Raw genomic sequence first — 23,149 nt, 5'->3', positions numbered from 1 at the left:
TGATTACCCCACTTTCACCATGTGCGGTTGTGCGGAGCGCTCGGTCGGCTGGTGATCCAGGTCACGGCTGACCAGCAGCAGGACTTCTGCCGAGGCGTCTGCCACCTGGGCCCGATAGCCGGTGATGGAGCGAGCGAAGACGTTGTAGATCACCACCGCGGGAATCGCTGCAACCAGGCCCAGGGCGGTGGCCAGCAGGGCTTCGGCGATACCCGGGGCGACCACGGCGAGGTTGGTGGTCTGGGTTTTGGCGATGCCGATGAAGCTGTTCATGATGCCCCAAACGGTACCGAACAGACCGACGAACGGTGCGGTAGAGCCGATGGTGGCGAGTACCCCGGTGCCGCTGCTCATGTTGCGGCCGCAGGCGGCTACCAGACGCTCCAGGCGGAAGCTGACCCGTTCCTTGATGCCTTCTTTCTCACGGCTGTTGGTCGACAGGCGCATTTCTTCCAGGGCGTCGTGCACCAGCAGGTGGGCGAGGGTGCCCTCCTTGGCGGCCGTGGCGCTCGCTTCTTTGAGCGTGGTGGCTTTTTTCAGGGCGGCGATTTCGCTGCGCAGGCGGCGTTTGGCGCCCAGCAGTTCGAAGCCTTTGGCGATCCAGATGGTCCAGGTGATGATCGAGGCGATGGCTAGCCCGATCATTACCAGTTTCACGATGATGTCGGCGTTCTGGTACATGCCCCACGGCGACAGGTCGTGGGCCATGCCCAGGCTGTTGTCGGCTTCGAGGACTTCGGGAGCGTTTTCACCAAGCACTGGCTGGCCTTCGGCCTGAGCCGGCTCGCCAGCCGCTGGGGCGGCGGCGGGAGTTGCCGGGTTGGCAGCCGGAAGCTCGGCGGCCGGGGCAGTCGCGGCAGGGGCTGCGGCGGTGGCCGGCGCGTTCTGGTCGGCGAAGGCTGCGGTCGGTGCCAGCAGCAGGCTGCACAGCAGCGCTGCAACCGCGCTCACGGCGCGCAGCGGGCTTGGGCGTTTGGTTGGCGAGGCGGAGAGTGGATTGCTTGTCATGCTGGCCGGACCTGAGAAGAGGAAAGGGTGAATGTCCTTCTAGGCCTCGCTGGGCCGAGAACAAATGGGCGGTTATTATTGCAATTAATTCTTGTTAACAAAAGTAATACAGTAACTATTTTTCCTCGATTTCTAGCCGTTCATCCAAAGTCGAGGCTAGTCTTGGCCTTTCTGAAAGGAGTTTTCTGATGTCCTCCCCCTCTGTTTTGATCGCCGGTTGCGGTGATGTCGGGAGTCGCCTGGCGACTCAATTGCTGGCTGAACAATGGCAGGTTTATGGCTTGCGCCGCACGGTGTCGCGCCTGCCTCAGGGGGTGATTGGCGTTGCCGGTGATCTGTTCAGCGAGCAATGTCCGGCCCACTGGCCGCAAGCGTCCGTGGATTATCTGGTGTACTGCGCGGCGGCCACGGAGCATGACGAGGCCGGGTATCGTGCGGCTTATGTCGAGGGCTTGCAGCATGTCCTGAGCTGGCTCCAGCAGCATGGCCAGCAGCCCAAGCGCTTGTTGTTCGTGTCCAGCAGCAGTGTTTACGAGCAAAAGGGCGGCGAGTGGGTCGACGAGAACTCCCCGACCCTGGCGACCGGCTACTCGGGCCGTTTGATGCTGGAGGCGGAGCAGGTGGCCTTGAACAGTGGGATTCCTGCCAGTCGGGTGCGTCTGACCGGTATCTATGGGCCGGGCCGTGAATGGTTGCTGACTCAGGTGCGTCGCGGCTATCGGGTGGCGATTGATCCGCCGTTGTATGGCAATCGCATTCATGCCGACGACGCGGCGGGGTTGCTAGCGTTTTTGCTCAAGGCTGACCAGGGTGGTGCTGTCCTGGACGACTGCTATATAGGCGTGGATGACGCGCCTGCGCCTCTGGCGGAAGTGGTTGGCTGGCTGCGTGAACGCCTGGGCGTGACTGAGTGGTCCGATGATGCCAGCGTTCGGCGCACGGGCAGCAAGCGTTGCAGCAATGCCCGAGCCCGGGCCTTGGGCTGGGTGCCGCGTTACTCGAGTTATCGCGATGGGTATGCGGAGATTCTTCAGGGCCAAGCTTGAACCGGGCTGTAGCCGCTACCGTTGGCAGCGGCTACAGGAGGGTCATTGTTTTTCCAGCAGCCATTGCTGGCTGCCCGGTGTCAGCGAGGGCACTTCATCCGCCAGTGCGGTATTCACCGCCTGGAAAATTTCCAACTGCTGATCCTTGCGGACGAAGATCCAGGAGTTGCCCTGGCCATTGAGCTGCAGCCAGATGCTGTCGTTGCCGCCGCTCATGGAGGCGCAGTCACCGGCCAGGCACAGGGCGTAGCGATCGGCGCCTGGCAGGCCTTGCACGGCGCCGTTGGCCTGGAACTGTACTTCGTTGCCCAGCCCTGGACCGCTGACGATTTTCCATTTGCCACCCAGATAGGCCGAGTACAAGGCACGCTCGAAGTTGGCGCCCAGTGGTGCGCCTTCAGGTGCCGGGTCTTTGGGCGTGGCAAACACTTGTTCAGGCTCGTTGTCGTTGGCCACTTGCAGCAACTGCTTGCCGTTGCGTTTGAGTTCGGTGGCAGCGCTGCCATAGAACTCGACCTTTGTGGTGTTTGAGCCGTCGCCGATGATCTTGCCTTCGATGGTCTCGAAGCCATTGGTGTAGCGGGCCTGGCCGGCTTTGGTGTTGAGTTCCCATTCCAGGTTCGGGCCGTAAGCCTGGAGGGCTTCACGCAAAGGGCCGCCCTTGGAGGCTGCGTCGATCGCTACCTGATTGATCCAGATGCCGCCCACATCGTTTTTGGCGGGGTCGCTGGCACAACCGCCGAGCAATAAGGCGAGCAGCGAAACAGCTAGCGCTTGGCGCATGACGAAATCCTTTCAGAACGAAAACGGCGCAGCCTGAACAGCTGCGCCGCGGGTGTTACTCGATGACCAGAATGGCATCCATTTCAACCTGTGCGCCCTTGGGCAGGGCGGCCACGCCGATGGCGGCGCGGGCTGGGTAAGGCTGTTGGAAGTACTTGCCCATGATCTCGTTGACCTTGGCGAAGTGGCTCAGGTCGGTGAGGAAGATGTTCAGTTTGACGATGTCCTTGAACGAACCGCCAGCGGCCTCGGCTACCGACTTGAGGTTCTCGAAGACCTGGACGGTCTGGGCTTCGAAGCCCTCCACCAGTTCCATGGTTTTTGGATCGAGGGGAATCTGGCCCGACATGTAGACAGTGTTGCCCGCCTTGATGGCCTGGGAGTAGGTACCGATGGCGGCCGGGGCCTTGTCGCTGGTGATAACGGTCTTGGTCATGAATGACTCCTTGTAATGGACGGGCTACGCGCGCATGCGGGTGATGCGGATGACCCCGGTCAGGGCGCGCAGTTTCTTGATCACGCGAGCCAGGTGCACGCGGTCGTGCACGCTGACCACCAGTTGGACCACGCTGATGCGACCATCGCGTTCGTCCATGCTGATTTTCTCGATGTTGCCGTCGGCGGCATTGACGCTGCTGGCCAGCAGCGCGATCAGGCCGCGCTGGTGTTCCAGCTCGACGCGCAGTTCGACGTTGAATTCGCCGGTGACATCCTTGGCCCAGGACAGCTGGATGCATTTTTCCGGGTTGTGACGGATTTCGCTGATATTGCGGCAGTTGTCCAGGTGCACCACCATCCCCTTGCCGGCGGACAGGTGGCCGACGATCGGGTCGCCAGGGATCGGCGTGCAGCATTTGGCGTAGCTCAGCACCAGGCCTTCGGTGCCGCGGATCGCCAGCGGGCCTTCCGGGCTCGGCAGTTGTTCGCCTTCGCCCAGCAGGCGGCGGGCGACCACATAGGCCATGCGGTTGCCCAGGCCGATGTCTTCCAACAGGTCTTCGATCAGCTCCAGGCGGTATTCCTGAAGAATCGCCTGGATACGTTCCGTCGGGATTTTTTCCAGGGAGCTGTCGAAGCCGTTGAGCACCTTGTTCAGCAGGCGTTCGCCAAGGCTGATGGACTCGGAGCGACGTTGCAGCTTGAGGGCGTGACGAATGTGGGTGCGGGCCTTGCCGGTGACCACGAAGTTGAGCCAGGCCGGGTTCGGCCGTGCTCCCGGGGCGCTGACGATCTCCACGGTGGAACCGCTTTGCAGGGGTTCGGACAGCGGGGCCAGGCGACGGTTGATCCGGCAGGCGATGCAGCTGTTGCCCACGTCGGTGTGCACCGCATAGGCAAAGTCCACCGCGGTGGAGCCTTTGGGCAGCTCCATGATCCGGCCTTTGGGCGTGAACACGTAGACCTCGTCCGGGAACAGGTCGATCTTCACGCTTTCGATGAATTCCAGGGAGTTGCCAGCGCGCTGCTGCATCTCCAGGACGCCCTTGACCCATTGGCGGGCGCGGGCGTGGGTGCTTTTCGGCTGTTCGTCGCCACTGGATTTGTACAGCCAGTGTGCGGCGATGCCGTTGTTGGCCATTTCTTCCATTTCCCGGGTACGAATCTGGATCTCGATTGGTACTCCGTGCATACCGAACAGCGTGGTATGCAGCGACTGATAGCCGTTGGCCTTGGGAATGGCGATGTAGTCCTTGAAGCGTCCCGGCAGTGGCTTGTACAAATTATGTACAGCGCCGAGCACGCGGTAGCAGGTGTCTACTTTGTCGACGATGATGCGGAACGCATAGACGTCCATGATCTCGTTGAAGGCCCGGCGTTTGCCGCGCATCTTCTTGTAGATACCGTACAGGTGCTTCTGGCGACCGCTGACCTCGCCCTGAATGCCATCGATGGCCAGGCAGTGGCTGAGGGACTCTTCGATCTTATTGACGATTTCTTTGCGGTTGCCCCGGGCGCGCTTGACCGCCTGGTAGATCCGCGCGGAGCGCATCGGGTGCATCGCCTTGAAGCCAAGGTCTTCGAATTCGATACGGATGCTGTGCATGCCCAAGCGGTTGGCTATTGGGGCATAGATCTCCAGGGTTTCCTTGGCGATCCGCCGGCGTTTTTCGCCGGACAGCACTTCCAGGGTGCGCATGTTGTGCAGGCGATCGGCCAACTTGACCAGGATCACGCGAATGTCGCGAGCCATGGCCATGGCCATCTTCTGGAAGTTTTCCGCCTGGGCTTCGGCCTTGGTCTCGAAGTTCATCTGGGTCAGTTTGCTGACCCCGTCCACGAGTTCGGCCACGGTTTCACCAAACTGCGCACTGAGCGCTTCCTTGGCAATTCCGGTGTCTTCGATCACGTCATGCAGCATCGCGGCCATCAGGCTCTGATGGTCCATGTGCATGTCGGCAAGAATGTTCGCTACCGCGAGTGGGTGCGTGACGTACGCCTCGCCGCTGCGACGGCGTTGACCGTCATGGGCTTGTTCGGCGTAGAAATACGCTCGGCGGACCAGATTGACCTGGTCCGTGCCGAGATAGGTCGATAAGCGATCGGCGAGGGCGTCTATGCTCGGCATGATATCTCCTGCCGTAAGCTGTGATCCCGCGCCGTGCTACGTCGACCAGGCATAGGCTCAGACGGCCTCGTTGGACTCGTCCTCGAAAGCAGCAAAAAGCGGTTCATCTTCAACGATTTCGGCTTCGGCGATAGCTGCGTAGTCGATCAGGCCTTCAGCGATTTCGCGCAGGGCGACAACGGTAGGCTTGTCGTTTTCCCATGCTACTTTCGGCTCTTTGCCGCCGGTTGCCAGTTGACGGGCACGCTTGGTAGAGAGCATGACCAGCTCAAAGCGGTTATCCACGTGTTCTAGACAGTCTTCAACGGTTACGCGGGCCATGGTCTTCCTCGTAGCAAATGCAATATGCGCGCTGCCCGGATGGGCGAGCGGACTCAACAGTTTAAAAAATCACCAGCGTTTAGGGAAGCGCTGATTTTTTGACCAAGCTCTTCAACGCGCTGCAAGTGCCAATGTAAAGCGCTTGCAGCGGTTTTGGGAAGTGCTGTTTAACCAAGCAATTCGGCGAGCAGTTTGCCAAAACGCTGCTGCTGACGTTTCTGTTGCAGTTGATTGGAGCGGAAAATCGCTTTCAGATCTTCCAGCGCGTGGGCGAAGTCGTCGTTGATGATCAGGTAGTCATAGTCGACGTAGTGGCTCATTTCGCTGACGGCTTCACGCATCCGCCCTTCGATGATTTCGTCGCTGTCCTGCCCGCGGTTGGTCAGGCGCTGGTGCAGGGCCTGCAGCGACGGCGGCAGAATGAAGATCGAGCGTGCCTGAGGCATCAGCTTGCGCACCTGCTCGGCGCCCTGCCAGTCGATTTCCAGGATCAGGTCGTGGCCTTCGTCCAGGGTCTGCTGCAGGTGGCTTTGTGAGGTGCCATAAAGGTTGCCGAAAACTTCGGCGCGCTCGAGAAAGTCGCCGTGCTCGATCATCTTCACGAACTCGCTGCGTTCGACGAAGTGATAGTTCACGCCATTCACTTCACCTGGGCGCATGGCGCGGGTGGTGTGGGAGACGGAGACGCGGATCTCCTGGTTGGCGTCGGTCAGGGCCTTGACCAGGCTGCTTTTGCCCGCGCCCGACGGGGCGGAAATGATGTACAGGGTGCCGGTGCTGTGGGTCATGTCAGTTGCCTTACTCAATGTTCTGCACTTGTTCGCGCATCTGCTCGATCAACACCTTGAGGTTGACCGCAGCCTGGGTGCTGCGCGGGTCGAAGGCCTTGGAGCCCAGTGTGTTGGCTTCGCGATTGAGCTCCTGCATCAGGAAGTCCAGGCGCCGACCGGCAGCGCCGCCGGACTTGAGCACGCGGCGTACTTCGATGATGTGGGTGCTCAGGCGGTCCAGTTCTTCAGCGACATCGCTCTTCTGCGCCAACAGGACCATTTCCTGCTCGAGACGGGTAGGGTCCAGTTCGGCCTGCATGTCGGCGAAGCGGTCGAGGACTTTCTGGCGCTGGGTCGCGAGCATCTGCGGGACCAGCTCACGCAAGGTCGCCACGTCTTCTTCAATGGAGGACAGGCGTTCGTTGATCAGCCGGGCCAGTTCGGCGCCTTCGCGCTCGCGGCCATTCTTCAGGTCTTTCAGGCCCTGGTTGAACAGGGCCAGGGCATCGCTGTTCAAGGCTTGCGGGTCGGTGGCGTCGGCCACCAGCACGCCGGGCCAGGCCAGGACTTCCAGTGGATTCAGGGCTGCCGGCTGCTTGATCAGGCTGGCGACGGTTTCAGCGGCAGCCACCAGTTGTGCCGCACGTTCACGGTCGACTTGCAGCGGCTTGCCGGTGGTTTCTTCAGTGAAACGCAGGGTGCATTCGACCTTGCCCCGGGACAGGCCCTGGCGCAAGGCTTCGCGGACTGCGCTTTCGAGGTCGCGAAAGGCTTCCGGCAAACGCAGGTGCGGCTCCAGGTAGCGGCTGTTGACCGAGCGCAATTCCCAGCTCAGGGTGCCCTGAGTGCCGGCCCGTTCGACTCGGGCGAAGGCGGTCATGCTGTGCACCATGGAGGTACCTCCGATTCAGCGCCGGCACCAATCCCAGGAGGATTGAGCGGGCCTGATAGTGATGAATTGAAGCCGACAGGCTGCGAAGGCGCAGGATTGTAGCGCAGTGCGGCCGGAGGCCCCAATCCCTGGCGCTGACAATGGGCTGCAGGTCATCGCTACAGGACCGATCTGACGCGTAAATATGCCTTTGGCCGTTTTAGGCGTGCCCTGGTGCGGTTGCGGGCTTTATAATGCCCGGCAGTTTTCCGTCCCCGTACAGGTATTCCCCTATGAAACGTCCAAGTGGTCGCGCTGCCGATCAGCTCCGCTCGATCCGCATCACCCGCAACTACACCAAACACGCCGAGGGATCTGTACTGGTCGAGTTCGGTGATACCAAGGTGATTTGCACTGTCAGTGTCGAGAATGGCGTGCCGCGCTTCCTCAAGGGGCAGGGTCAAGGCTGGTTGACGGCCGAATATGGCATGCTGCCGCGGTCCACCGGCGAGCGTAACCAGCGTGAAGCCAGCCGTGGCAAGCAAGGCGGCCGCACCCTGGAGATCCAGCGCCTTATCGGTCGCTCCCTGCGCGCCGCCCTGGACATGTCCAAGCTGGGCGACATCACCCTGTATGTCGATTGCGATGTGATCCAGGCTGATGGTGGCACCCGTACCGCATCGATCACTGGCGCGATGGTGGCTCTGGTCGACGCCTTAAAAGTGATCAAGAAGCGCGGCGGCCTGAAAGGCGGCGATCCATTGAAGCAGATGATTGCGGCAGTATCGGTGGGTATGTACCAGGGGGAGCCGGTCCTGGACCTGGATTACCTGGAAGACTCGGCCGCCGAAACCGACCTCAATGTCGTCATGACCAGCACTGGTGGTTTCATCGAAGTGCAGGGCACTGCCGAAGGTGCGCCATTCCAGCCAGCTGAACTGAATGCAATGCTGGCCCTGGCTCAGCAAGGCATGAATGAAATCTTCCAACTGCAGCAGGCGGCACTCGCCGATTGATGAGCGCCAGTCTTCAGCAAGGAGAGCATCATGAGTGATGAGCAGCTACCCCAGCCCACCCCGAGCCATGAAGTTCGGCAATGGGCAATGTTTTGTCACTTGTCCGCCTTGCTGGGGATCTGGGTTCCATTCGGCACATTGATCGGGCCGCTGATTCTTTGGCAGATGAAGCGCGAGACCGACCCCTTCATCGATGCACAGGGTAAGGAAGCGCTGAACTTTCAGCTGACTGTCGCTATCGCTTCGGCAGTCTGTTTCCTGCTGATGATCGTGATAATCGGGTTCTTTATGTTCGGCCTGCTGGCGATTGGTGCCCTGGTGTTGACCATCATCGGCGGAGTCAAGGCTGGAGAGGGAGTGCCATATCGGTACCCTTTCACCTGGCGCCTGATCAAATAGAGCGAGCACAAAAAAGCCGACTGTGATGTCGGCTTTTTTGTGGCTGTGAACGGACGCTTAGATGGTCAGTGTCCAGTCATAGTCCACGATCAGCGGCGCATGCTGCGAAAAACGCGGCTGACGCGGCAAGCGTGCGCTGCGGACAAAGCGGCGCAGGCCGGGAGTCAGCAACTGATAGTCGAAGCGCGAGCCCAGGTTGAGCATCTCGGCCTGTTCGTTGTCCGGCCACCAGCTGTACTGGTCGCCTTCGCGACTGACTTCGCGCAGGGCATCGACATAGCCCATGTTGCCGATAATCTCGTCCATCCAGGCGCGCTCAGGTGCCAGGAAGCCCGGAGATTGCTGGCCGTCACGCCAGTTCTTGATATCCAGCTTCTGTTGCGCCACGTACAGCGAGCCACAGTAAATGTACTCGCGACGTTTACGCCGCTGCTTATCCAGATAACGGGCGAAGTCGTCCATTAACTTGAACTTCTGGTTCAAGTCTTCATCGCCGTTCTGCCCTGATGGAAGCAGCAAGGTCGCGATGCTGACCTTGTCGAAATCGGCTTGCAGGTAGCGCCCGTAACGATCGGCTGTCTCGAAGCCGAGGCCGCTGATGACCGCCTTCGGCTGCAACCGCGAATACAAAGCCACACCGCCTTGGGCAGGGACTTCAGCATCGCAGGCATAAAGGAAGTAGCCATCCAGTTGGAAGGCTGGGTCGTCCAGTTCAAAGGCAGAGGCGCGGGTGTCCTGCAGGCAGATGACGTCGGCATTCTGTGCCTGCAGCCAACTGAGCAAACCACGCTCCACTGCAGCCTGAATACCATTGACGTTCACACTGATGATCCGCATAAATGGCCCCAAAAATCACGTGCGTGTATGATACCCGAGCTCTACCTAATTAGCTAAATCCGTGGTATCTGGGGTTTTTTCATGCAGGCGTATCAGCGCGATTTCATTCGTTTTGCCATCGATCGCGGGGTTTTGCGCTTCGGTGAGTTCACCCTGAAGTCCGGGCGCACCAGCCCTTACTTCTTCAATGCCGGCCTGTTCAACAGCGGTTCGGCCCTGGCCCAGCTGGGGCGTTTCTATGCGGCGGCGATTGTCGAGAGCGGCATTCCCTTCGATGTGCTGTTTGGCCCGGCTTATAAAGGCATTCCCTTGGCAGCAGCCACTGCAGTGGCTCTGGCTGAACATCATCAGCGCGATCTGCCTTGGTGCTTCAACCGCAAGGAAGCCAAGGCGCACGGTGAAGGCGGTAGCCTGGTAGGCGCGCCATTGACCGGCGATGTGCTGATCATCGACGACGTGATCACTGCGGGCACGGCAATTCGCGAGGTGATGCAGATCATCGAGTCCCAGGAAGGCGCCAAGGCGGCAGGTGTATTGATCGCACTGAACCGCGAGGAGCGTGGCAACGGTGAGTTGTCGGCGATCCAGGAAGTCGAGCGTGACTTCGGCATTCCAGTGGTGAGCATCGTTTCCCTGACCCAGGTCCTGCAGTTCCTGGCGGACGATCCGGCGCTCAAGCAACATCTGCCGGCAGTGCAAGCCTATCGCGCGCAGTACGGAATCTGACACTGTAGGCGCCGGCTTACCGCTGAAGAGACCTTTGAGTCCTGAGTTGCGCGTGTGAGCGCCTTCGCTGGCAAGCCTGCTCCTACACAAGCCAGCTCCTACAAAGATCGCGTAGATAAAAAAGCCCCCGCCCGAGATACCGGGCGGGGACTTTTTTGTGGCTGTCGCTTAAGGGCGCTTGCGGTTGCTGATCAGGGTGCCGACACCGGTATCGGTGAAGATCTCCAGCAGAATCGCATTGGGTACGCGACCGTCGATGATCAGGGAGCTGCCGACGCCACCTTGTACCGCTTCCAGGGCGCAGCGGATTTTCGGCAGCATGCCGCCGTAGATAGTGCCATCGGCGATCAGCTCGTCCACCTGCTGGGTGCTCAGGCCGGTCAGGACCTTGCCGGACTTGTCCATCAGGCCAGCGATGTTGGTCAACAGCATCAGCTTTTCAGCCTTCAGTGCTTCAGCCACCTTCCCGGCGACCAGGTCGGCGTTGATGTTGTAGGACTCGCCGTTGGCGCCCACGCCAATCGGCGCGATCACCGGAATGAAATCGCCCTTGACCAGCAGGTTCAGCAGGTCAGTGTTGATCCCGACCACTTCGCCCACATGGCCGATATCGATGATTTCCGGCGTGGTCATTTCCGGTGTCTGGCGGGTCACTGTAAGCTTCTTCGCCCGGATCAGCTCGGCATCTTTACCGGTCAGGCCGATGGCGCTGCCGCCGTGACGGTTGATCAGGTTGACGATGTCCTTGTTGACCTGGCCGCCTAGGACCATCTCCACCACGTCCATGGTTTGCGCGTCGGTCACGCGCATGCCATCGACGAAGTGGCTTTCGATCGACAGGCGCTTGAGCAGATCACCGATTTGCGGGCCACCGCCGTGCACCACCACCGGGTTGATCCCGACAGCCTTCATCAGCACGATGTCGCGGGCGAAGCCGGTTTTCAGCTCCTCGCTCTCCATAGCGTTGCCGCCGTACTTGATCACCAGGGTCTTGCCGACATAGCGGCGAATGTAAGGCAGCGCTTCGGATAGGACCTTGGCGGTATTGGCGGCGGCATCGCGTTCGATGGTCATTCAGGGCTCCGGTGCTTCAAACAGTCAAAACGGTAGTTGGAGGTCAGGTGCAACACGTTTCAGCTGGACGTGGAACACGTCCTTAATCCGCTGCAGCTCGGCTTCGTCATCAGCCTCGAAGCGCAGCACCAGCACAGGGGTGGTATTGGAGGCGCGAACCAGGCCCCAGCCCTTGGCATAGTCGACTCGCACCCCGTCAATGGTGGTCAGGTCGGCGCCTGCGCCCCATTGCGCGTCGTGCAAGGCATCAATGATGCTGAATTTGCTCTCTTCGGTCACATGGATATTGATTTCCGGCGTAGAAATATCGTTCGGGAAGGTGGCGAACAGCTCTTGCGCGGTAGATGTTTCCTTGCTGAGGATCTCCAGCAACCGCGCGGCGCTATAGATGCCGTCGTCGAAACCGAACCAGCGTTCCTTGAAGAACACGTGGCCGCTCATCTCGCCGGCCAGCAGGGCGCCGGTCTGCTTCATTTTCTTTTTGATCAACGAGTGACCGGTCTTCCACATTAGCGGGCGACCACCATATTCCTTGATCAGCGGAATCAGGCGTCGAGTGCATTTGACGTCGAAGATGATCTCCGCGTCCGGGTTGCGCGCCACTACATCTTTGGCGAACAGCATCAGCAGTCGATCGGGGAAAACGATGCTGCCGGTGTTGGTCACCACGCCGACGCGATCGCCGTCACCGTCGAAGGCCAGGCCCAGGTCGGCGCCGGTTTCCTTGACCTTGGCGATCAGGTCTTCAAGGTTCTCGGGTTTGCCCGGGTCCGGGTGATGATTGGGGAAGTTGCCGTCTACCTCGCAGAACAGCGGAATGACTTCGCAGTTCAAGGCCTCGATCAGTTGCGGGGCAATGACCCCGGCGGCGCCGTTGCCGCAATCCACCACGACTTTCAGGCGGCGAGCCAGCTTCACGTCTCGGGCGATCTCTTCGGCGTAGCGCGGCAGGATGTCGACCTTGGTGATGCTGCCCTGGGCACTGCTCAGGTTGTTGGTCTTGAGGCGCTGGTGCAGGGTTTGGATCTGTTCGTTGGCCAGGGTGTCGCCGGCGATGACGATCTTGAAACCGTTGTAGTTCGACGGGTTGTGGCTGCCGGTGAGCATCACCCCGGACTTGCCGGCCAGGACGTTGGCGGCGTAGTAAAGGGCTGGAGTCGGCACCAGGCCGACATCGCTGACGTGGCAGCCGCTGTCGTGCAGGCCCTGAATCAGTTGCGCTACCAGTTCTGGTCCGGACAGGCGGCCGTCCCTGCCTACGCAGACGTTGGGTTCGCCCTGAGCCAGGCTCTGGGAGCCAACGGCGCGGCCGATCCAGTAGGCGGTCTCTGCGGTCAGGGTTTGCGGTACAACACCGCGGATGTCATAGGCGCGGAAGATGCTCTCGGGAAATGTCGGGGCGACTTTGGCTGCGTTGCTCATCACTGAGGGTGCTCCATTTGAAGAGGGGGCAGTACGGCCGGGGAAATGACGGGCCGGCGGGCTCAAACTGAAGGGTATGACGGCGTTTTCAGCATAGAGTTCGTACTGTGTAAGTGCCATCTGGAGGGCGCTTGCCGCTCCGCGGACGCTCAAGGGCCTGATTTGGCGGGCCCGAGGGGGCATGCAGAAACTGGTGGTCATTTATCCTTAAATGTCTTGCAGTCACCCTGGGGCCGGACCAAGTGCCTGGCCCGAGGGCGCGCAATCAGTGACTGCCGGAGTGGCCGAAACCGCCTGCGCCGCGCTGGCTTTCATCAAAAGCCTCAACCACTTCGAAGTGCGCCTGCACTACCGGCACCAGCACCAGTTGGGCGATACGCTCGCCGACGGCGATATTGAAGGCAGTCTGGCCGCGGTTCCAGCAGGAAACCATCAGTTCGCCCTGGTAGTCCGAGTCGATCAGGCCGACCAGATTGCCCAGTACGATGCCGTGTTTGTGGCCCAGGCCGGAGCGCGGCAGGATCAGCGCCGCCAGGCCCGGATCGCCAATATAGACCGACAGCCCGGTCGGGATCAGCAGCGTCTGGCCTGGCTCCAGGATGGTGTCTTCCTTGAGCATGGCGCGCAGGTCGAGGCCGGCGGAGCCCGGCGTGGCGTACTGCGGCAGAGGGAATTCGTTGCCGATGCGTGGGTCGAGGATCTTGGCTTGTAGAGCGTGCATTGAAGTTAAACCTGGTTCAGCCGTTCGGCGATAAAAGAGATCAGTTGGCGGGCAATCTTGCCCTTGCTGGTCTGGGCGAAGAGAGTTGCGTGCAACTCCCGGTCAATCACGCTGCAGGCGTTTTCCTCGCTGTTGAAGCCAATGCTCGGGTTGGCTACGTCGTTGGCGACGATCAGGTCGAGGTTCTTGTCCTTCAATTTGCGTGCAGCGTAGTCGAGCAGATTTTCGGTTTCGGCGGCGAAACCGACACTGAATGGCCGATCCGGCCGCGTAGCGATGGTGGCCAGGATATCTGGGTTGCGCACCATCTGTAGTAGCAGGCCGTCACCTTTCGTAGGGTCTTTCTTTAATTTCTGTGGGGCGACGACTTCCGGGCGGTAGTCCGCGACCGCCGCGGAGGCGATGAAAACGTCGCACGGAATGGCCGCCTCGCAGGCCGCGAGCATGTCGCGAGCGCTGACTACGTCGATCCGAGTGACTCTGTCGGGGGTCGGCAGGTGCACCGGTCCGGTGATCAGGGTGACCCGGGCGCCGGCCTCGACGGCTGCCTCGGCCAGGGCGAAGCCCATTTTTCCTGAGCTATGGTTGGTGATGTAGCGCACCGGATCGATGTTTTCCTGAGTCGGCCCGGCGGTGATCAGCAAGTGTTTGCCGGTCAGTGCCAGGTGCTGGAAGCAGTCGGCGGCGCACAGCGCCAGATCGTTGGCTTCCAGCATGCGGCCCAGGCCGACGTCGCCACAGGCCTGGCTGCCGGAGGCTGGGCCGAAGACTCGCAGGCCACGACTTTGCAGCAATTGGGTGTTGGCCTGGGTGGCCGGGTCGCGCCACATGGCCTGGTTCATCGCTGGAGCGATGGCGACGATGGCGTCCGTGGCCAGGACCAGGGTGGTCAGCAGGTCATCGGCGATGCCCTGGGCCAGACGGGCGATCAGGTCGGCCGTGGCGGGGGCGATCAGCACCAGATCGGCCCATTTGGCCAGTTCGATGTGACCCATGGCGGCTTCGGCGGCCGGGTCCAGCAGGTCGAGATGGACCGGGTGCCCGGAGAGGGCCTGCATGGTCAGCGGGGTGATGAACTCACTGCCGCCCCGGGTCATGACCACACGCACTTCGGCGCCTTGGTCGAGGAGTCGGCGAACCAGCTCCGCGCTCTTATAGGCGGCAATGCCGCCGCCGACGCCGAGCACGATGCGTTTCCGATACAGCCGCTGCATAGGCCTGTTTTTCCGTTAAGTGATTGCTGCGTGGCATGCCCCCTCCCCAGGTGAAATACCACGCAAAAAAGAGGGGGCTAAGATAGCACAGCGCCCGCTGCCGAACAGCGGCGCCATGCACAGGGAGGTGTGATGAGTATTCGTGATTGGCCTGCGGCGGAGCGCCCGCGGGAACGGCTTCTGGAGCAGGGCGCCATCAGCCTTTCCGACGCCGAATTACTGGCTATTTTCCTGCGCACCGGGGTGGCTGGAAAAAGTGCGGTCGACTTGGCGCGGCACCTGTTGCATCGCTTCGGCAGCTTGCGCAGTCTGCTGGAAGCCGATCAGCTGACCTTCACCCGCCAGTTGGGATTGGGGCCGGCCAAGTACGCACTGTTGCAAGCGGTGTTGGAGATGGCGCGTCGGCATCTGGCAGAAAAACTCCACCGCCAGTCAGCCCTGGAAAGTCCGCTGGTGGTGCGCGATTACCTGAAGTCGATGTTGCGACATGAGCCCCACGAGGTGTTTGGCTGTCTGTTTCTCGACACCAAGCATCGGGTCCTGGCCTTTGAGGTGCTGTTCCAGGGGTCGATCGACAGCACCACGGTGTACCCGCGACAAGTGCTCAAGCGCACCCTGGCGCATAACGCGGCAGCGGTGATTCTCTGTCACAACCACCCATCGGGCATCTCTGAGCCCAGCCCGGCCGATCGGGTGGTGACCCGGCGTTTGCAAGAAGCCCTGGAGTTGATCGATGTACGGGTGCTGGATCACTTCATCGTCGGAGAGGGCGATCCGTTGTCCATGGCCGAATATGGCTGGATCTGAAGGCGGCCAGCTTCAAGGTCGGCCCTGACCTTGAAGCTGGCCGGTGTGTCACTTGACGCTGACCTTCGAGTAATCCTGGCGGCCGAAGGGGCTCACTTGATAGCCCTCGACCTGTTTGCGGGTCAGGGCGAAAGCGGTCGGGTGAGCCAGAGGGAGCCACAGCGCCTGTTGCTGGATCTGGGTCTGGGCCTGCTGGTACAGCTTGCTGCGCACACCCTGTTCGCTGGTGGTCTTGCCGGCGGTAATCAGCTTGTCCAGGTTCTGATCGCAGTAGCGGGCGAAGTTGGTGCCGGATTTGACTGCTGCGCAGGTGAACTGTGGTGTGAGGAAGTTATCCGGGTCGCCGTTGTCGCCGGCCCAGCCCATGAACAGCAGGTCATGTTCGCCGGCCTTGGCCCGGCGGATCAGTTCGCCCCATTCGATCACGCGGATTTCTGCCTGGATTCCCACTTGGGCCAGGTCCGCCTGCAGCAGTTGGGCGCCCAGGCTCGGGTTGGGGTTGAGCAGGCTGCCGGAAGGGCGGGTCCAGATTGTGGTCTCGAAGCCGTTTTTAAGGCCTGCCTTGGCCAGCAGCTGACGAGCCTTTTCCGGGTCGTGGGTGTAGCCCGGCAGCTCTTTGGCGTAGCTCCAGGTATTGGCCGGGTAGGGGCCATTGGCGGCCTCGGCGGTGCCTTCGAACACGGTCTTGAGGTAATGGGCCTTGTCGAAGGCCAGGTTGATCGCCTGGCGCACTTCGGGTTTGTCCAGGGGCGGATGCTGGCTGTTGATCGCAACGAAGGCCGTCATGAAGGCTGCCGTTTTCTCGATCTTCAGCGTTGGATCATCACTGGCGGCCTGGACATCCAGGGGCTTGGGTGACAGGGCGATCTGGCACTCATTGCGCCGCAGTTTCTGCAGGCGCACGTTGGCGTCCGGAGTGATGGCGAAAATCAGGGAGTCCACCGCCGGTTTGCCAGCAAAGTAGTCGCGGTTGGCCTTGTAGCGGATCGAGGCGTCTTTCTGGAAGCGCCCGAAAATGAACGGGCCGCTGCCGATGGGCTGGCTGTTGAGCTTCTCCGGGGTGCCGGCCTTGAGTAACTGATCGGCGTACTCCGCGGAGTAGATCGAGGCAAAGCCCATGCTCAGTGTGGGGAGAAAGGTCGAGTCGGCGTGATCCAGGGTAAAGCGCACAGTCAGCGGGTCCAGGGCGTCGATCTTCTTGATCAGGCTGGGCAACTGCAGGGATTGTGCGTGTGGGAAGCCGCTCTGGGCGACCTTGTGCCACGGGTGGGCTGGGTCGAGCATGCGCTCGAAGCTGAACTTGACGTCTTCGGCGGTCAGCTCGCGGCTGGGATTGAAGTAGTCGGTACGGTGAAACTTGACCTTGGGATGCAGCTTGAAGACATAGCTCAGGCCATCCGCGGAGACTTCCCAGCTATCGGCCAGGCTGGGGACCACCTTGCCGCTGACAGCGTCGAATTCCACCAGGCGGTTCATCAGCACGTCGGCGGACGCGTTGGTGGTGGTCAGCGAGTTGTACTGCACCACGTCGAAGCCTTCCGGGCTGGCTTCGGTGCAGACGCTCAACGCGGCGGCCTGGGCCAATGGGCTCAGAAGAGGGGCGAGCAGGAGCGGGAGGGCGGCAAGACGCATGGTCGGGTTCCTTGTGCAGATCGAAAGCCCATCTGCGAGTGCAGTCTGGAAATGCCTTACCCTAGTGGCCTCTTTGTAAAATGACTATCCCTTTTGTATTCGACATTGAAACCTGGGACGCGGTCAGGGCTGGAGCCGTGATTTTGTGTAGGGATGCCCGTGTTCAGCAGCAGATTTTTTCCCGGGGTTTCGAGAGAAATATATTCTGCGACGAGCGGTAGATTTCTGCGGTAGCCTTTGCCGCAGGCGTCCGGCGCAAGAAAATCAGGACTTTTCATCATCCTGCACACAGCGGCTGTTGTTGCTATGGGGTCTTTCTGGTATAAAGCAGCGCTCTTTTCTAGGGGCCCGGTTCCTTCGCTTGTAGGTGTAGCCGGTAAGACCCTAAAGAAACGCGGCGCCTGGCGCCAAATGACTGAGAGATTAAGCGGCCAACCCATGCCGGGTTGGGCATGTGGTTTTAGAGGGCTGAGGCATGTCTAGAGTCTGTCAAGTTACCGGTAAGGGTCCGGTGACTGGGAATAACATTTCCCACGCAAACAACAAAACCCGTCGTCGTTTCCTGCCGAACCTGCAGCATCACCGCTTCTGGGTTGAGTCCGAGAAACGCTTTGTGCGTCTGCGCGTATCTGCCAAAGGCATGCGTATCATCGACAAGCGCGGCATTGATGTCGTGCTGGCCGAAATCCGTCGCGATGGCGGCAAGGTTTAAGGGAGCTAATCATGCGTGAATTGATTCGTTTGATCTCGAGCGCCGGTACTGGTCACTTCTACACTACCGACAAGAACAAGCGTACTACTCCGGACAAAATCGAGATCAAGAAATATGATCCGGTTGTTCGTAAGCACGTGATCTACAAGGAAGGCAAAATCAAGTAATTGATTTTTCTTCTGACAAAAAAACCCGCCTTCAAGCGGGTTTTTTTGTGCCTGGGATTCAGGCCTTCTGTTCGAAGGCCACGTAGACCTTGCGGCAGGGCTCCAGCACTTCCCAGGTGCCTTTGAAGCCGGCCGGGATCACAAAGCGGTCGCCAGAGCGCAGGGTCTTGGCGTTGCCGTCGTTGTCTCGCAGCACCGACACGCCCTGGAGAATCTCGCAGTATTCGTGCTCGGTGAAGTTCACCGTCCATTGGCCCACCGCGCCTTCCCAAATCCCGGCATTGAGTTGCCCGCACGGGCTGCCGTAGTGGTTGAACACCGCTTGCTCGGGATCGCCCTTGAGGACTTTTTCCGAAGCGGGGCGGTAGCGTTCGCCCTCGGTGTTGGCCTGGCTGAAGTCGACGACGTTGTGGATGCTCATTCTTGTATTCCCCCGTGATTGCGGCGCGAGTGGCTATGAAGGCCAGAGTCTATGTTTATTAAAATGCACATAGCAATGCTGTTTGCCCGGGCTTTGTCAAATATATTGAAAGTACAGGGGTCGCTGGTTTAGGGTGGCGGGTGCCTTTGGCCGAAAACAGGCTGGCCGGGCAGAATTCTTCATGAGTGCCGGCGTAGTTCGCATGGCGCTTGTATTCAAATAAGAGGAGGACACTCGTATGACCACCCTGACTCGTGCCGATTGGGAACAACGTGCCCGCGACCTGAAAATCGAAGGCCGCGCCTACATCAACGGTGAATACACCGCAGCTGTTTCCAATGACACCTTCGAGTGCATCAGCCCGGTAGACGGCCGTGTGCTGGCAACTATTGCCAGTTGTGACGCCGCCGATGCCCAGCGTGCCGTGGACAATGCCCGCGCCACCTTCAACTCTGGCGTCTGGTCGCGCCTGGCGCCGGCCAAGCGCAAGTCCGTCATGATTCGTTTTGCCGGCCTGCTCAAGCAACACGCCCAGGAGCTCGCGCTCCTGGAAACCCTGGACATGGGCAAGCCCATCACCGACTCCCTGGAAATCGACGTGCCCGGCGCGGCGCAAGCGCTGAGCTGGAGCGGCGAGGCCATCGACAAGATCTACGACGAAGTCGCGGCCACCCCCCACGACCAACTGGGCCTGGTAACTCGTGAGCCCGTGGGTGTAGTCGCGGCCATCGTGCCGTGGAACTTCCCGCTGATGATGGCCTGCTGGAAACTGGGGCCGGCACTGTCCACCGGTAACTCGGTGATCCTCAAACCTTCGGAAAAATCCCCGCTGACCGCAATCCGCATCGCGGCCCTGGCGGTGGAAGCCGGGATTCCGGCTGGCGTGTTCAACGTGCTGCCCGGCTACGGTCACACCGTCGGCAAGGCCCTGGCCCTGCACATGGACGTGGACACCCTGGTGTTCACCGGCTCCACCAAGATCGCCAAGCAACTGCTGGTGTACTCCGGTGAATCCAACATGAAGCGCGTCTGGCTGGAAGCCGGTGGCAAAAGCCCGAACATCGTGTTCGCCGATGCTCCGGACCTGCAGGCCGCCGCCGAATCCGCTGCCAGCGCCATCGCCTTCAACCAGGGCGAAGTCTGCACCGCCGGTTCCCGTCTGCTGGTGGAGCGCTCCATCAAGGACAAATTCCTGCCATTGGTGATCGAGGCCCTGAAAGCCTGGAAACCGGGCAACCCACTGGACCCGGCCACCAACGTCGGCGCTTTGGTGGACACCCAGCAAATGAACACCGTGCTGTCCTACATCGAGGCCGGTCACGCCGATGGCGCCAAACTGGTGGCCGGCGGCAAGCGCACCCTGCAGGAAACAGGTGGTACCTACGTCGAACCGACGATTTTCGACGGCGTCACTAACGCGATGAAGATTGCCCAGGAAGAGATCTTCGGCCCAGTGCTGTCAGTGATTGCGTTCGACAGCGTGGAAGAGGCGATCCAGATTGCCAACGACACTCCGTACGGATTGGCGGCGGCGGTCTGGACTGCAAACATCTCCAAGGCGCACCTGACGGCCAAGGCACTGCGTGCCGGCAGCGTCTGGGTCAACCAGTACGACGGTGGCGACATGACCGCGCCGTTCGGCGGCTTCAAGCAGTCGGGCAATGGTCGGGACAAGTCGCTGCACGCGTTCGACAAGTACACCGAGCTGAAAGCGACCTGGATCAAGCTCTGAGTCTTCGGGTTTGAGGCGATGGCGTCCGCAAGGGCGCTTGCGCCGGCAAGCGCCACGTCGTATGGGCGCTTCTGTCCGCAGCCATTGATCCACAGTGCAGCCGGACTTCCCGCGAGGGGAGTCCGGCTGTGTTGTCTGTGGCTTGCAGAATAATCATCCACAGGAGTGTGGAAATGCCTTGGGCGACCTATTTCGCCGTTTTATCCGCTGTCTTGAGTGTCGGCCTGGCCTTGGGCATGACCATGCCGCTGGTGTCCTTGCGCCTGGAAAGCTGGGGCTACGGACCCTTTGCCATCGGCGTGGTAGCGGCGATGCCGGCCATTGGCGTGCTGCTGGGCGCGAAGATTTCCAGTCGGCTGGCGGCCCGCTTCGGTACCGCCAACCTGATGCGCCTGTGCCTGTGGGCGGGTGCGCTCTCTATTGGACTGCTGGCGCTGTTGCCCAGCTATCCGGTGTGGCTGGCGTTGCGCCTGATTCTGGGCGTAGTGCTGACCATCATCTTCATTCTGGGGGAAAGCTGGATCAATCAGCTGGTGGTGGAGCAGTGGCGGGGGCGGCTGGTGGCGTTGTATGGCAGCGGCTATGCCCTGAGTCAGCTGGCCGGCCCCTTGCTGCTTGGCGTCCTGGGGACCACGCAGGACTACGGCTTCTGGGTCTCGGTGGGGTTGTTGGTGGCGGCGCCCTTGCTGCTGTTGGGGCGTAGCGGAGCGCCGAGCACCGAGTCTTGCAATGTCACCCTGATCGACCTCTGGCGCTTCTGTCAGACGCTGCCGGCGATTGGTTGGGCGGTGGCCTTGTTCGCGACTTTCGAGGCTCTGATCCTGACCCTGCTTCCGGTTTATTGCTTGAGCCAGGGCTTCACCGAGGACGTGGCCCTGGCCATGGTCAGCACCGTAGTGGTGGGCGATGCATTGTTGCAGCTGCCGATCGGCGCCTTGGCTGATCGCGTCTCCCGGCGCGGCCTGTTCACCGGTTGCGCGCTGATCCTGCTGTGCTCCAGCCTGGCCATTCCCCTGCTGTTGGACAGCGTATTGATCTGGCCGTTGTGGGTGCTGTTCGGGGCCAGCGCTGGTGGGCTGTTCACCTTGTCGCTGATCCTGATCGGCGAGCGTTATCGCGACGATGCGCTGGTACGAGCCAATGCCCATGTGGCGCAGCTGTGGGGCATCGGTTGTCTGATCGGTCCCTTGGTGGCAGGGGCGGGCAGCCAGTGGGTCAGCGGTCATGCGATGTTGCTGTTGGTGGCGGCGGGCGCCTTTGGCCTGTTGCTTCTGCTGCTGCGTCAGGGCGCTTTTGGTAGCGTCCAGGCGCAATCCTTGTAGCGCGTCAAAGCATGCGCTCCAGACCGATGCGAGTGCTCAGCCAGGCATTGATGCGTCGCCACCAACTGCCGGGCTCGTGGCTCAGACTGTGCAGCTGCCCATGGTCCTCGGTGATCCAGACCAGCTTGCCGTCCTCCAGTTTGACCTGGTAGCTGAGGGGCGGCGCCATCCCTTGCAGGGCCAGGGCGCGTACATGCTCGGCCAGTTCGGGGCTGTCCACCAGCACCCCGACCTCGGTGTTCCACAGCACTGAGCGTGAATCGAAATTGAACGAGCCGATAAAGCTCTTCTGTCGGTCGAAGACCATCGCCTTGCTGTGAAGGCTGGAGTCCGAGCCCTTCAAGGAACTGCTGTGGAACAGCCGCGGACCGCTGCCGCCGCCCCGCTCTGCGGGTTGCCTGCGCAACTCGTAGAGCTTCACGCCGTGTTCCAGCAAGGCCTTGCGATAGGGCGCGTAGCCGCCATGCACCACCGGCACGTCGGTGGCTTCCAGGGCATTGGTCAAGAGGCTGACCGCGACCCCGGCGTCAGCCCGGCCGGTCAGGTACACCAGCCCCGGCTGGCCCGGGACGAAGTAGGCCGAGACCATGATCAGTTCCTTGCTGACGCCCTTGAGTTCCGGTGCCAACTGGGTGGTCAGCAGCAAGTGCGGGTCGGGATCGCCCTTGGCCAGGACCTTGGTGGGGGCGTCCCACAGGGCCTGGTTCCAGGCCCAGATCAGTTCCTTGCGCCAGATATCCATGCGCGGCTGAGTCTGGTAGGTCATCAACTGGCGATACAGGGCCTGGTTCTGCCGGTGGCTGTCCTGTAGCGACTCTTCCAGGCGCTGGCGGGTGTTGTTCAGGGCCTGGGTTGAAGGTGCGTAAGACAGGAACTCGCCTATGGGGCGGCTCAGGGCACTGTTCCAGTATTGATCGAAGCTATGGCCCAGCTGTTCGGCCACGGGGCCTGCGCTGAACATGTCGATGTCGGTGAAGTTGAGATTGGGTTCGGCATCGAAGTATTCATCGCCGATGTTGCGCCCGCCGACGATGGCCACGCTGTTGTCCGCCAGCCAAAGCTTGTTGTGCATCCGGCGATGCTGTTGCGACAGGTTGAACAGGCGGCCCACGGCTCGGGTAACGCCGGTGCTGCGGCCCAGGTGCAGCGGGTTGAACAGGCGGACCTGGATCTGCGGGTGGGCGGCCAGGGTGGCGATGATCTGGTCCAGCCCGTCGCTGGTGGTGTCGTCCAGCAGGATGCGCACCCTTACGCCTCGGTCAGCGGCCTTGAGCAGCTCGTCCACCAGCATCCGGGTGCTGATGCCGTCATGAACGATGTAGTACTGCAGGTCGAGGCTGCTCTGGGCGTTGCGGATCAGCTCGGCGCGGGCCATGAAGGCTTCGGTGCTGTTGGGCAGCAGGCGAAAGCCGGAGCGTCCCTGGTAGGGGGCGGCCTGGGCCCGGATGGACTGGGCGAAGCTGGAGTCACTGGCGGCCAACGCTTGGCTGGGCTGGTAAGGCACTTCCTGAGTGGCGCAGCCGCCTAGCCCGAAGGTCAGGATCAGCGGCAGGATAAACCCCTGTTTACGGCTCAAGTCAGG

23 protein-coding genes and 1 pseudogene are annotated in these 23,149 nt (G+C 61.0%); 9 read left to right on the top strand and 15 right to left on the bottom strand.

The features are described from left to right. Positions 1-3: 3 nt before the first annotated feature. Positions 4-1,008: a tonB-system energizer ExbB gene (gene exbB / locus LOY69_RS29555; RefSeq protein ID WP_265073932.1), complete on the bottom strand. Its 1,005-nt coding sequence runs from the start codon at positions 1,006-1,008 to the stop codon at positions 4-6. A 188-nt stretch (positions 1,009-1,196) separates the two neighbouring features. Here exbB and LOY69_RS29550 point away from each other — a divergent pair, with 188 nt between their 5' ends. Continuing rightward, positions 1,197-2,054, top strand: coding sequence for an SDR family oxidoreductase (locus tag LOY69_RS29550; protein ID WP_265073931.1), 858 nt, complete (start codon positions 1,197-1,199; stop codon positions 2,052-2,054). Between the two features lie 42 nt (positions 2,055-2,096). Here LOY69_RS29550 and LOY69_RS29545 read toward each other — a convergent pair whose 3' ends face one another. The 6 genes from LOY69_RS29545 to LOY69_RS29520 form a co-directional block, all read right to left on the bottom strand. Beyond that, on the bottom strand, positions 2,097-2,837 hold the full coding sequence (locus LOY69_RS29545; protein WP_102862269.1) for a hypothetical protein: 741 nt from the start codon (positions 2,835-2,837) through the stop codon (positions 2,097-2,099). 55 nt (positions 2,838-2,892) lie between these two features. Next, positions 2,893-3,273 carry a RidA family protein gene (locus tag LOY69_RS29540; RefSeq protein ID WP_007921133.1) on the bottom strand — a complete coding sequence of 127 codons (381 nt, stop codon included), beginning with the start codon at positions 3,271-3,273 and terminating at the stop codon, positions 2,893-2,895. Between the two features lie 24 nt (positions 3,274-3,297). Continuing rightward, positions 3,298-5,403 carry a bifunctional GTP diphosphokinase/guanosine-3',5'-bis pyrophosphate 3'-pyrophosphohydrolase gene (gene spoT / locus LOY69_RS29535; RefSeq protein WP_102881290.1) on the bottom strand — a complete coding sequence of 702 codons (2,106 nt, stop codon included), beginning with the start codon at positions 5,401-5,403 and terminating at the stop codon, positions 3,298-3,300. 57 nt (positions 5,404-5,460) lie between these two features. Next, positions 5,461-5,724, bottom strand: coding sequence for a DNA-directed RNA polymerase subunit omega (rpoZ, locus tag LOY69_RS29530; RefSeq protein ID WP_007921129.1), 264 nt, complete (start codon positions 5,722-5,724; stop codon positions 5,461-5,463). A 167-nt stretch (positions 5,725-5,891) separates the two neighbouring features. Beyond that, on the bottom strand, positions 5,892-6,512 hold the full coding sequence (gene gmk, locus LOY69_RS29525; RefSeq protein WP_102881289.1) for a guanylate kinase: 621 nt from the start codon (positions 6,510-6,512) through the stop codon (positions 5,892-5,894). A 10-nt stretch (positions 6,513-6,522) separates the two neighbouring features. Further along, positions 6,523-7,386, bottom strand: a complete 864-nt coding sequence (locus tag LOY69_RS29520) for a YicC/YloC family endoribonuclease (protein WP_102862266.1) — start codon at positions 7,384-7,386, stop codon at positions 6,523-6,525. Between the two features lie 272 nt (positions 7,387-7,658). Between LOY69_RS29520 and rph the strand changes: the two genes are divergently transcribed. Beyond that, complete coding sequence (rph, locus tag LOY69_RS29515) at positions 7,659-8,381, top strand: ribonuclease PH (protein ID WP_016964145.1); 723 nt, start codon at positions 7,659-7,661, stop codon at positions 8,379-8,381. 30 nt (positions 8,382-8,411) lie between these two features. Beyond that, positions 8,412-8,780: a DUF4870 domain-containing protein gene (locus LOY69_RS29510; RefSeq protein WP_102862265.1), complete on the top strand. Its 369-nt coding sequence runs from the start codon at positions 8,412-8,414 to the stop codon at positions 8,778-8,780. Between the two features lie 57 nt (positions 8,781-8,837). Here the strand turns inward: LOY69_RS29510 and LOY69_RS29505 are convergent, their stop codons facing one another. Next, the gene (locus tag LOY69_RS29505) at positions 8,838-9,617 is read right to left on the bottom strand and encodes an exodeoxyribonuclease III (protein ID WP_102862264.1); all 780 of its coding nucleotides are present in this window, start codon (positions 9,615-9,617) and stop codon (positions 8,838-8,840) included. 81 nt (positions 9,618-9,698) lie between these two features. Here LOY69_RS29505 and pyrE point away from each other — a divergent pair, with 81 nt between their 5' ends. Continuing rightward, positions 9,699-10,343 (top strand): orotate phosphoribosyltransferase, encoded by a 645-nt coding sequence (gene pyrE / locus LOY69_RS29500; RefSeq protein WP_110594227.1) that lies wholly within the window; start codon positions 9,699-9,701, stop codon positions 10,341-10,343. Positions 10,344-10,511: 168 nt separating this feature from the next. Here pyrE and argB read toward each other — a convergent pair whose 3' ends face one another. The 4 genes and pseudogenes from argB to coaBC all read right to left on the bottom strand — a co-directional run bounded on the left by argB (position 10,512) and on the right by coaBC (position 14,774). Beyond that, positions 10,512-11,417 carry an acetylglutamate kinase gene (gene argB, locus LOY69_RS29495; protein WP_011064225.1) on the bottom strand — a complete coding sequence of 302 codons (906 nt, stop codon included), beginning with the start codon at positions 11,415-11,417 and terminating at the stop codon, positions 10,512-10,514. A 24-nt stretch (positions 11,418-11,441) separates the two neighbouring features. Then, positions 11,442-12,839, bottom strand: a pseudogene (locus LOY69_RS29490) (phosphomannomutase/phosphoglucomutase); the annotation flags it as partial. Between the two features lie 265 nt (positions 12,840-13,104). Continuing rightward, positions 13,105-13,560 (bottom strand): dUTP diphosphatase, encoded by a 456-nt coding sequence (gene dut, locus LOY69_RS29485; protein ID WP_102862261.1) that lies wholly within the window; start codon positions 13,558-13,560, stop codon positions 13,105-13,107. Positions 13,561-13,565: 5 nt separating this feature from the next. Next, complete coding sequence (gene coaBC, locus LOY69_RS29480) at positions 13,566-14,774, bottom strand: bifunctional phosphopantothenoylcysteine decarboxylase/phosphopantothenate--cysteine ligase CoaBC (RefSeq protein WP_102862260.1); 1,209 nt, start codon at positions 14,772-14,774, stop codon at positions 13,566-13,568. Between the two features lie 132 nt (positions 14,775-14,906). On the opposite strand from coaBC, the gene radC reads away from it, so the two are divergent. Then, the gene (gene radC, locus LOY69_RS29475) at positions 14,907-15,581 is read left to right on the top strand and encodes a RadC family protein (RefSeq protein WP_102881287.1); all 675 of its coding nucleotides are present in this window, start codon (positions 14,907-14,909) and stop codon (positions 15,579-15,581) included. A 48-nt stretch (positions 15,582-15,629) separates the two neighbouring features. Here radC and LOY69_RS29470 read toward each other — a convergent pair whose 3' ends face one another. Next, positions 15,630-17,213 (bottom strand): ABC transporter substrate-binding protein, encoded by a 1,584-nt coding sequence (locus LOY69_RS29470; RefSeq protein ID WP_265073930.1) that lies wholly within the window; start codon positions 17,211-17,213, stop codon positions 15,630-15,632. 475 nt (positions 17,214-17,688) lie between these two features. On the opposite strand from LOY69_RS29470, the gene rpmB reads away from it, so the two are divergent. Both rpmB and rpmG read left to right on the top strand, forming a co-directional pair. Further along, positions 17,689-17,925, top strand: a complete 237-nt coding sequence (gene rpmB, locus LOY69_RS29465; protein ID WP_011064219.1) for a 50S ribosomal protein L28 — start codon at positions 17,689-17,691, stop codon at positions 17,923-17,925. A gap of 11 nt (positions 17,926-17,936) precedes the next feature. Beyond that, a complete protein-coding gene (gene rpmG / locus LOY69_RS29460) occupies positions 17,937-18,092 on the top strand; it encodes a 50S ribosomal protein L33 (RefSeq protein ID WP_003177274.1) in 156 nt (51 codons plus the stop codon). Between the two features lie 58 nt (positions 18,093-18,150). On the opposite strand, the gene LOY69_RS29455 is transcribed toward rpmG, so the two are convergent. Beyond that, positions 18,151-18,513, bottom strand: coding sequence for a cupin domain-containing protein (locus LOY69_RS29455; RefSeq protein WP_265073929.1), 363 nt, complete (start codon positions 18,511-18,513; stop codon positions 18,151-18,153). 238 nt (positions 18,514-18,751) lie between these two features. Here LOY69_RS29455 and LOY69_RS29450 point away from each other — a divergent pair, with 238 nt between their 5' ends. Then, positions 18,752-20,245 carry an aldehyde dehydrogenase gene (locus LOY69_RS29450; protein ID WP_102881284.1) on the top strand — a complete coding sequence of 498 codons (1,494 nt, stop codon included), beginning with the start codon at positions 18,752-18,754 and terminating at the stop codon, positions 20,243-20,245. A 173-nt stretch (positions 20,246-20,418) separates the two neighbouring features. Then, positions 20,419-21,567: an MFS transporter gene (locus LOY69_RS29445; protein ID WP_265073928.1), complete on the top strand. Its 1,149-nt coding sequence runs from the start codon at positions 20,419-20,421 to the stop codon at positions 21,565-21,567. A 4-nt stretch (positions 21,568-21,571) separates the two neighbouring features. On the opposite strand, the gene LOY69_RS29440 is transcribed toward LOY69_RS29445, so the two are convergent. Next, the gene (locus tag LOY69_RS29440; protein WP_110594231.1) at positions 21,572-23,143 is read right to left on the bottom strand and encodes a phospholipase D family protein; all 1,572 of its coding nucleotides are present in this window, start codon (positions 23,141-23,143) and stop codon (positions 21,572-21,574) included. Between the last annotated feature and the right edge of the window lie 6 nt (positions 23,144-23,149).

The organism is Pseudomonas sp. B21-059 (assembly GCF_026016285.1).
Classification (GTDB): Bacteria; Pseudomonadota; Gammaproteobacteria; order Pseudomonadales; family Pseudomonadaceae; genus Aquipseudomonas; species Aquipseudomonas danubii.
The sequence above is the reverse complement of the archived record's forward strand: the minus strand, read 5'-3'. Positions and strand labels throughout refer to the sequence as shown.

Bases quoted from the DNA above. Each gene is read 5' to 3' on its own strand.
- LOY69_RS29470 (WP_265073930.1), bottom strand. From the start codon at position 17,213: ATGCGTCTTGCCGCCCTCCCGCTCCTGCTCGCCCCTCTTCTGAGCCCA.
- spoT (WP_102881290.1), bottom strand. From the start codon at position 5,403: ATGCCGAGCATAGACGCCCTCGCCGATCGCTTATCGACCTATCTCGGC.
- rpmG (WP_003177274.1), top strand. From the start codon at position 17,937: ATGCGTGAATTGATTCGTTTGATCTCGAGCGCCGGTACTGGTCACTTC.
- LOY69_RS29545 (WP_102862269.1), bottom strand. From the start codon at position 2,837: ATGCGCCAAGCGCTAGCTGTTTCGCTGCTCGCCTTATTGCTCGGCGGT.
- gmk (WP_102881289.1), bottom strand. From the start codon at position 6,512: ATGACCCACAGCACCGGCACCCTGTACATCATTTCCGCCCCGTCGGGC.
- rph (WP_016964145.1), top strand. From the start codon at position 7,659: ATGAAACGTCCAAGTGGTCGCGCTGCCGATCAGCTCCGCTCGATCCGC.
- LOY69_RS29520 (WP_102862266.1), bottom strand. From the start codon at position 7,386: ATGGTGCACAGCATGACCGCCTTCGCCCGAGTCGAACGGGCCGGCACT.
- LOY69_RS29510 (WP_102862265.1), top strand. From the start codon at position 8,412: ATGAGTGATGAGCAGCTACCCCAGCCCACCCCGAGCCATGAAGTTCGG.
- exbB (WP_265073932.1), bottom strand. From the start codon at position 1,008: ATGACAAGCAATCCACTCTCCGCCTCGCCAACCAAACGCCCAAGCCCG.
- LOY69_RS29455 (WP_265073929.1), bottom strand. From the start codon at position 18,513: ATGAGCATCCACAACGTCGTCGACTTCAGCCAGGCCAACACCGAGGGC.
- LOY69_RS29450 (WP_102881284.1), top strand. From the start codon at position 18,752: ATGACCACCCTGACTCGTGCCGATTGGGAACAACGTGCCCGCGACCTG.
- LOY69_RS29540 (WP_007921133.1), bottom strand. From the start codon at position 3,273: ATGACCAAGACCGTTATCACCAGCGACAAGGCCCCGGCCGCCATCGGT.
- LOY69_RS29505 (WP_102862264.1), bottom strand. From the start codon at position 9,617: ATGCGGATCATCAGTGTGAACGTCAATGGTATTCAGGCTGCAGTGGAG.
- pyrE (WP_110594227.1), top strand. From the start codon at position 9,699: ATGCAGGCGTATCAGCGCGATTTCATTCGTTTTGCCATCGATCGCGGG.
- radC (WP_102881287.1), top strand. From the start codon at position 14,907: ATGAGTATTCGTGATTGGCCTGCGGCGGAGCGCCCGCGGGAACGGCTT.
- dut (WP_102862261.1), bottom strand. From the start codon at position 13,560: ATGCACGCTCTACAAGCCAAGATCCTCGACCCACGCATCGGCAACGAA.
- LOY69_RS29550 (WP_265073931.1), top strand. From the start codon at position 1,197: ATGTCCTCCCCCTCTGTTTTGATCGCCGGTTGCGGTGATGTCGGGAGT.
- rpoZ (WP_007921129.1), bottom strand. From the start codon at position 5,724: ATGGCCCGCGTAACCGTTGAAGACTGTCTAGAACACGTGGATAACCGC.
- coaBC (WP_102862260.1), bottom strand. From the start codon at position 14,774: ATGCAGCGGCTGTATCGGAAACGCATCGTGCTCGGCGTCGGCGGCGGC.
- argB (WP_011064225.1), bottom strand. From the start codon at position 11,417: ATGACCATCGAACGCGATGCCGCCGCCAATACCGCCAAGGTCCTATCC.
- LOY69_RS29445 (WP_265073928.1), top strand. From the start codon at position 20,419: ATGCCTTGGGCGACCTATTTCGCCGTTTTATCCGCTGTCTTGAGTGTC.
- rpmB (WP_011064219.1), top strand. From the start codon at position 17,689: ATGTCTAGAGTCTGTCAAGTTACCGGTAAGGGTCCGGTGACTGGGAAT.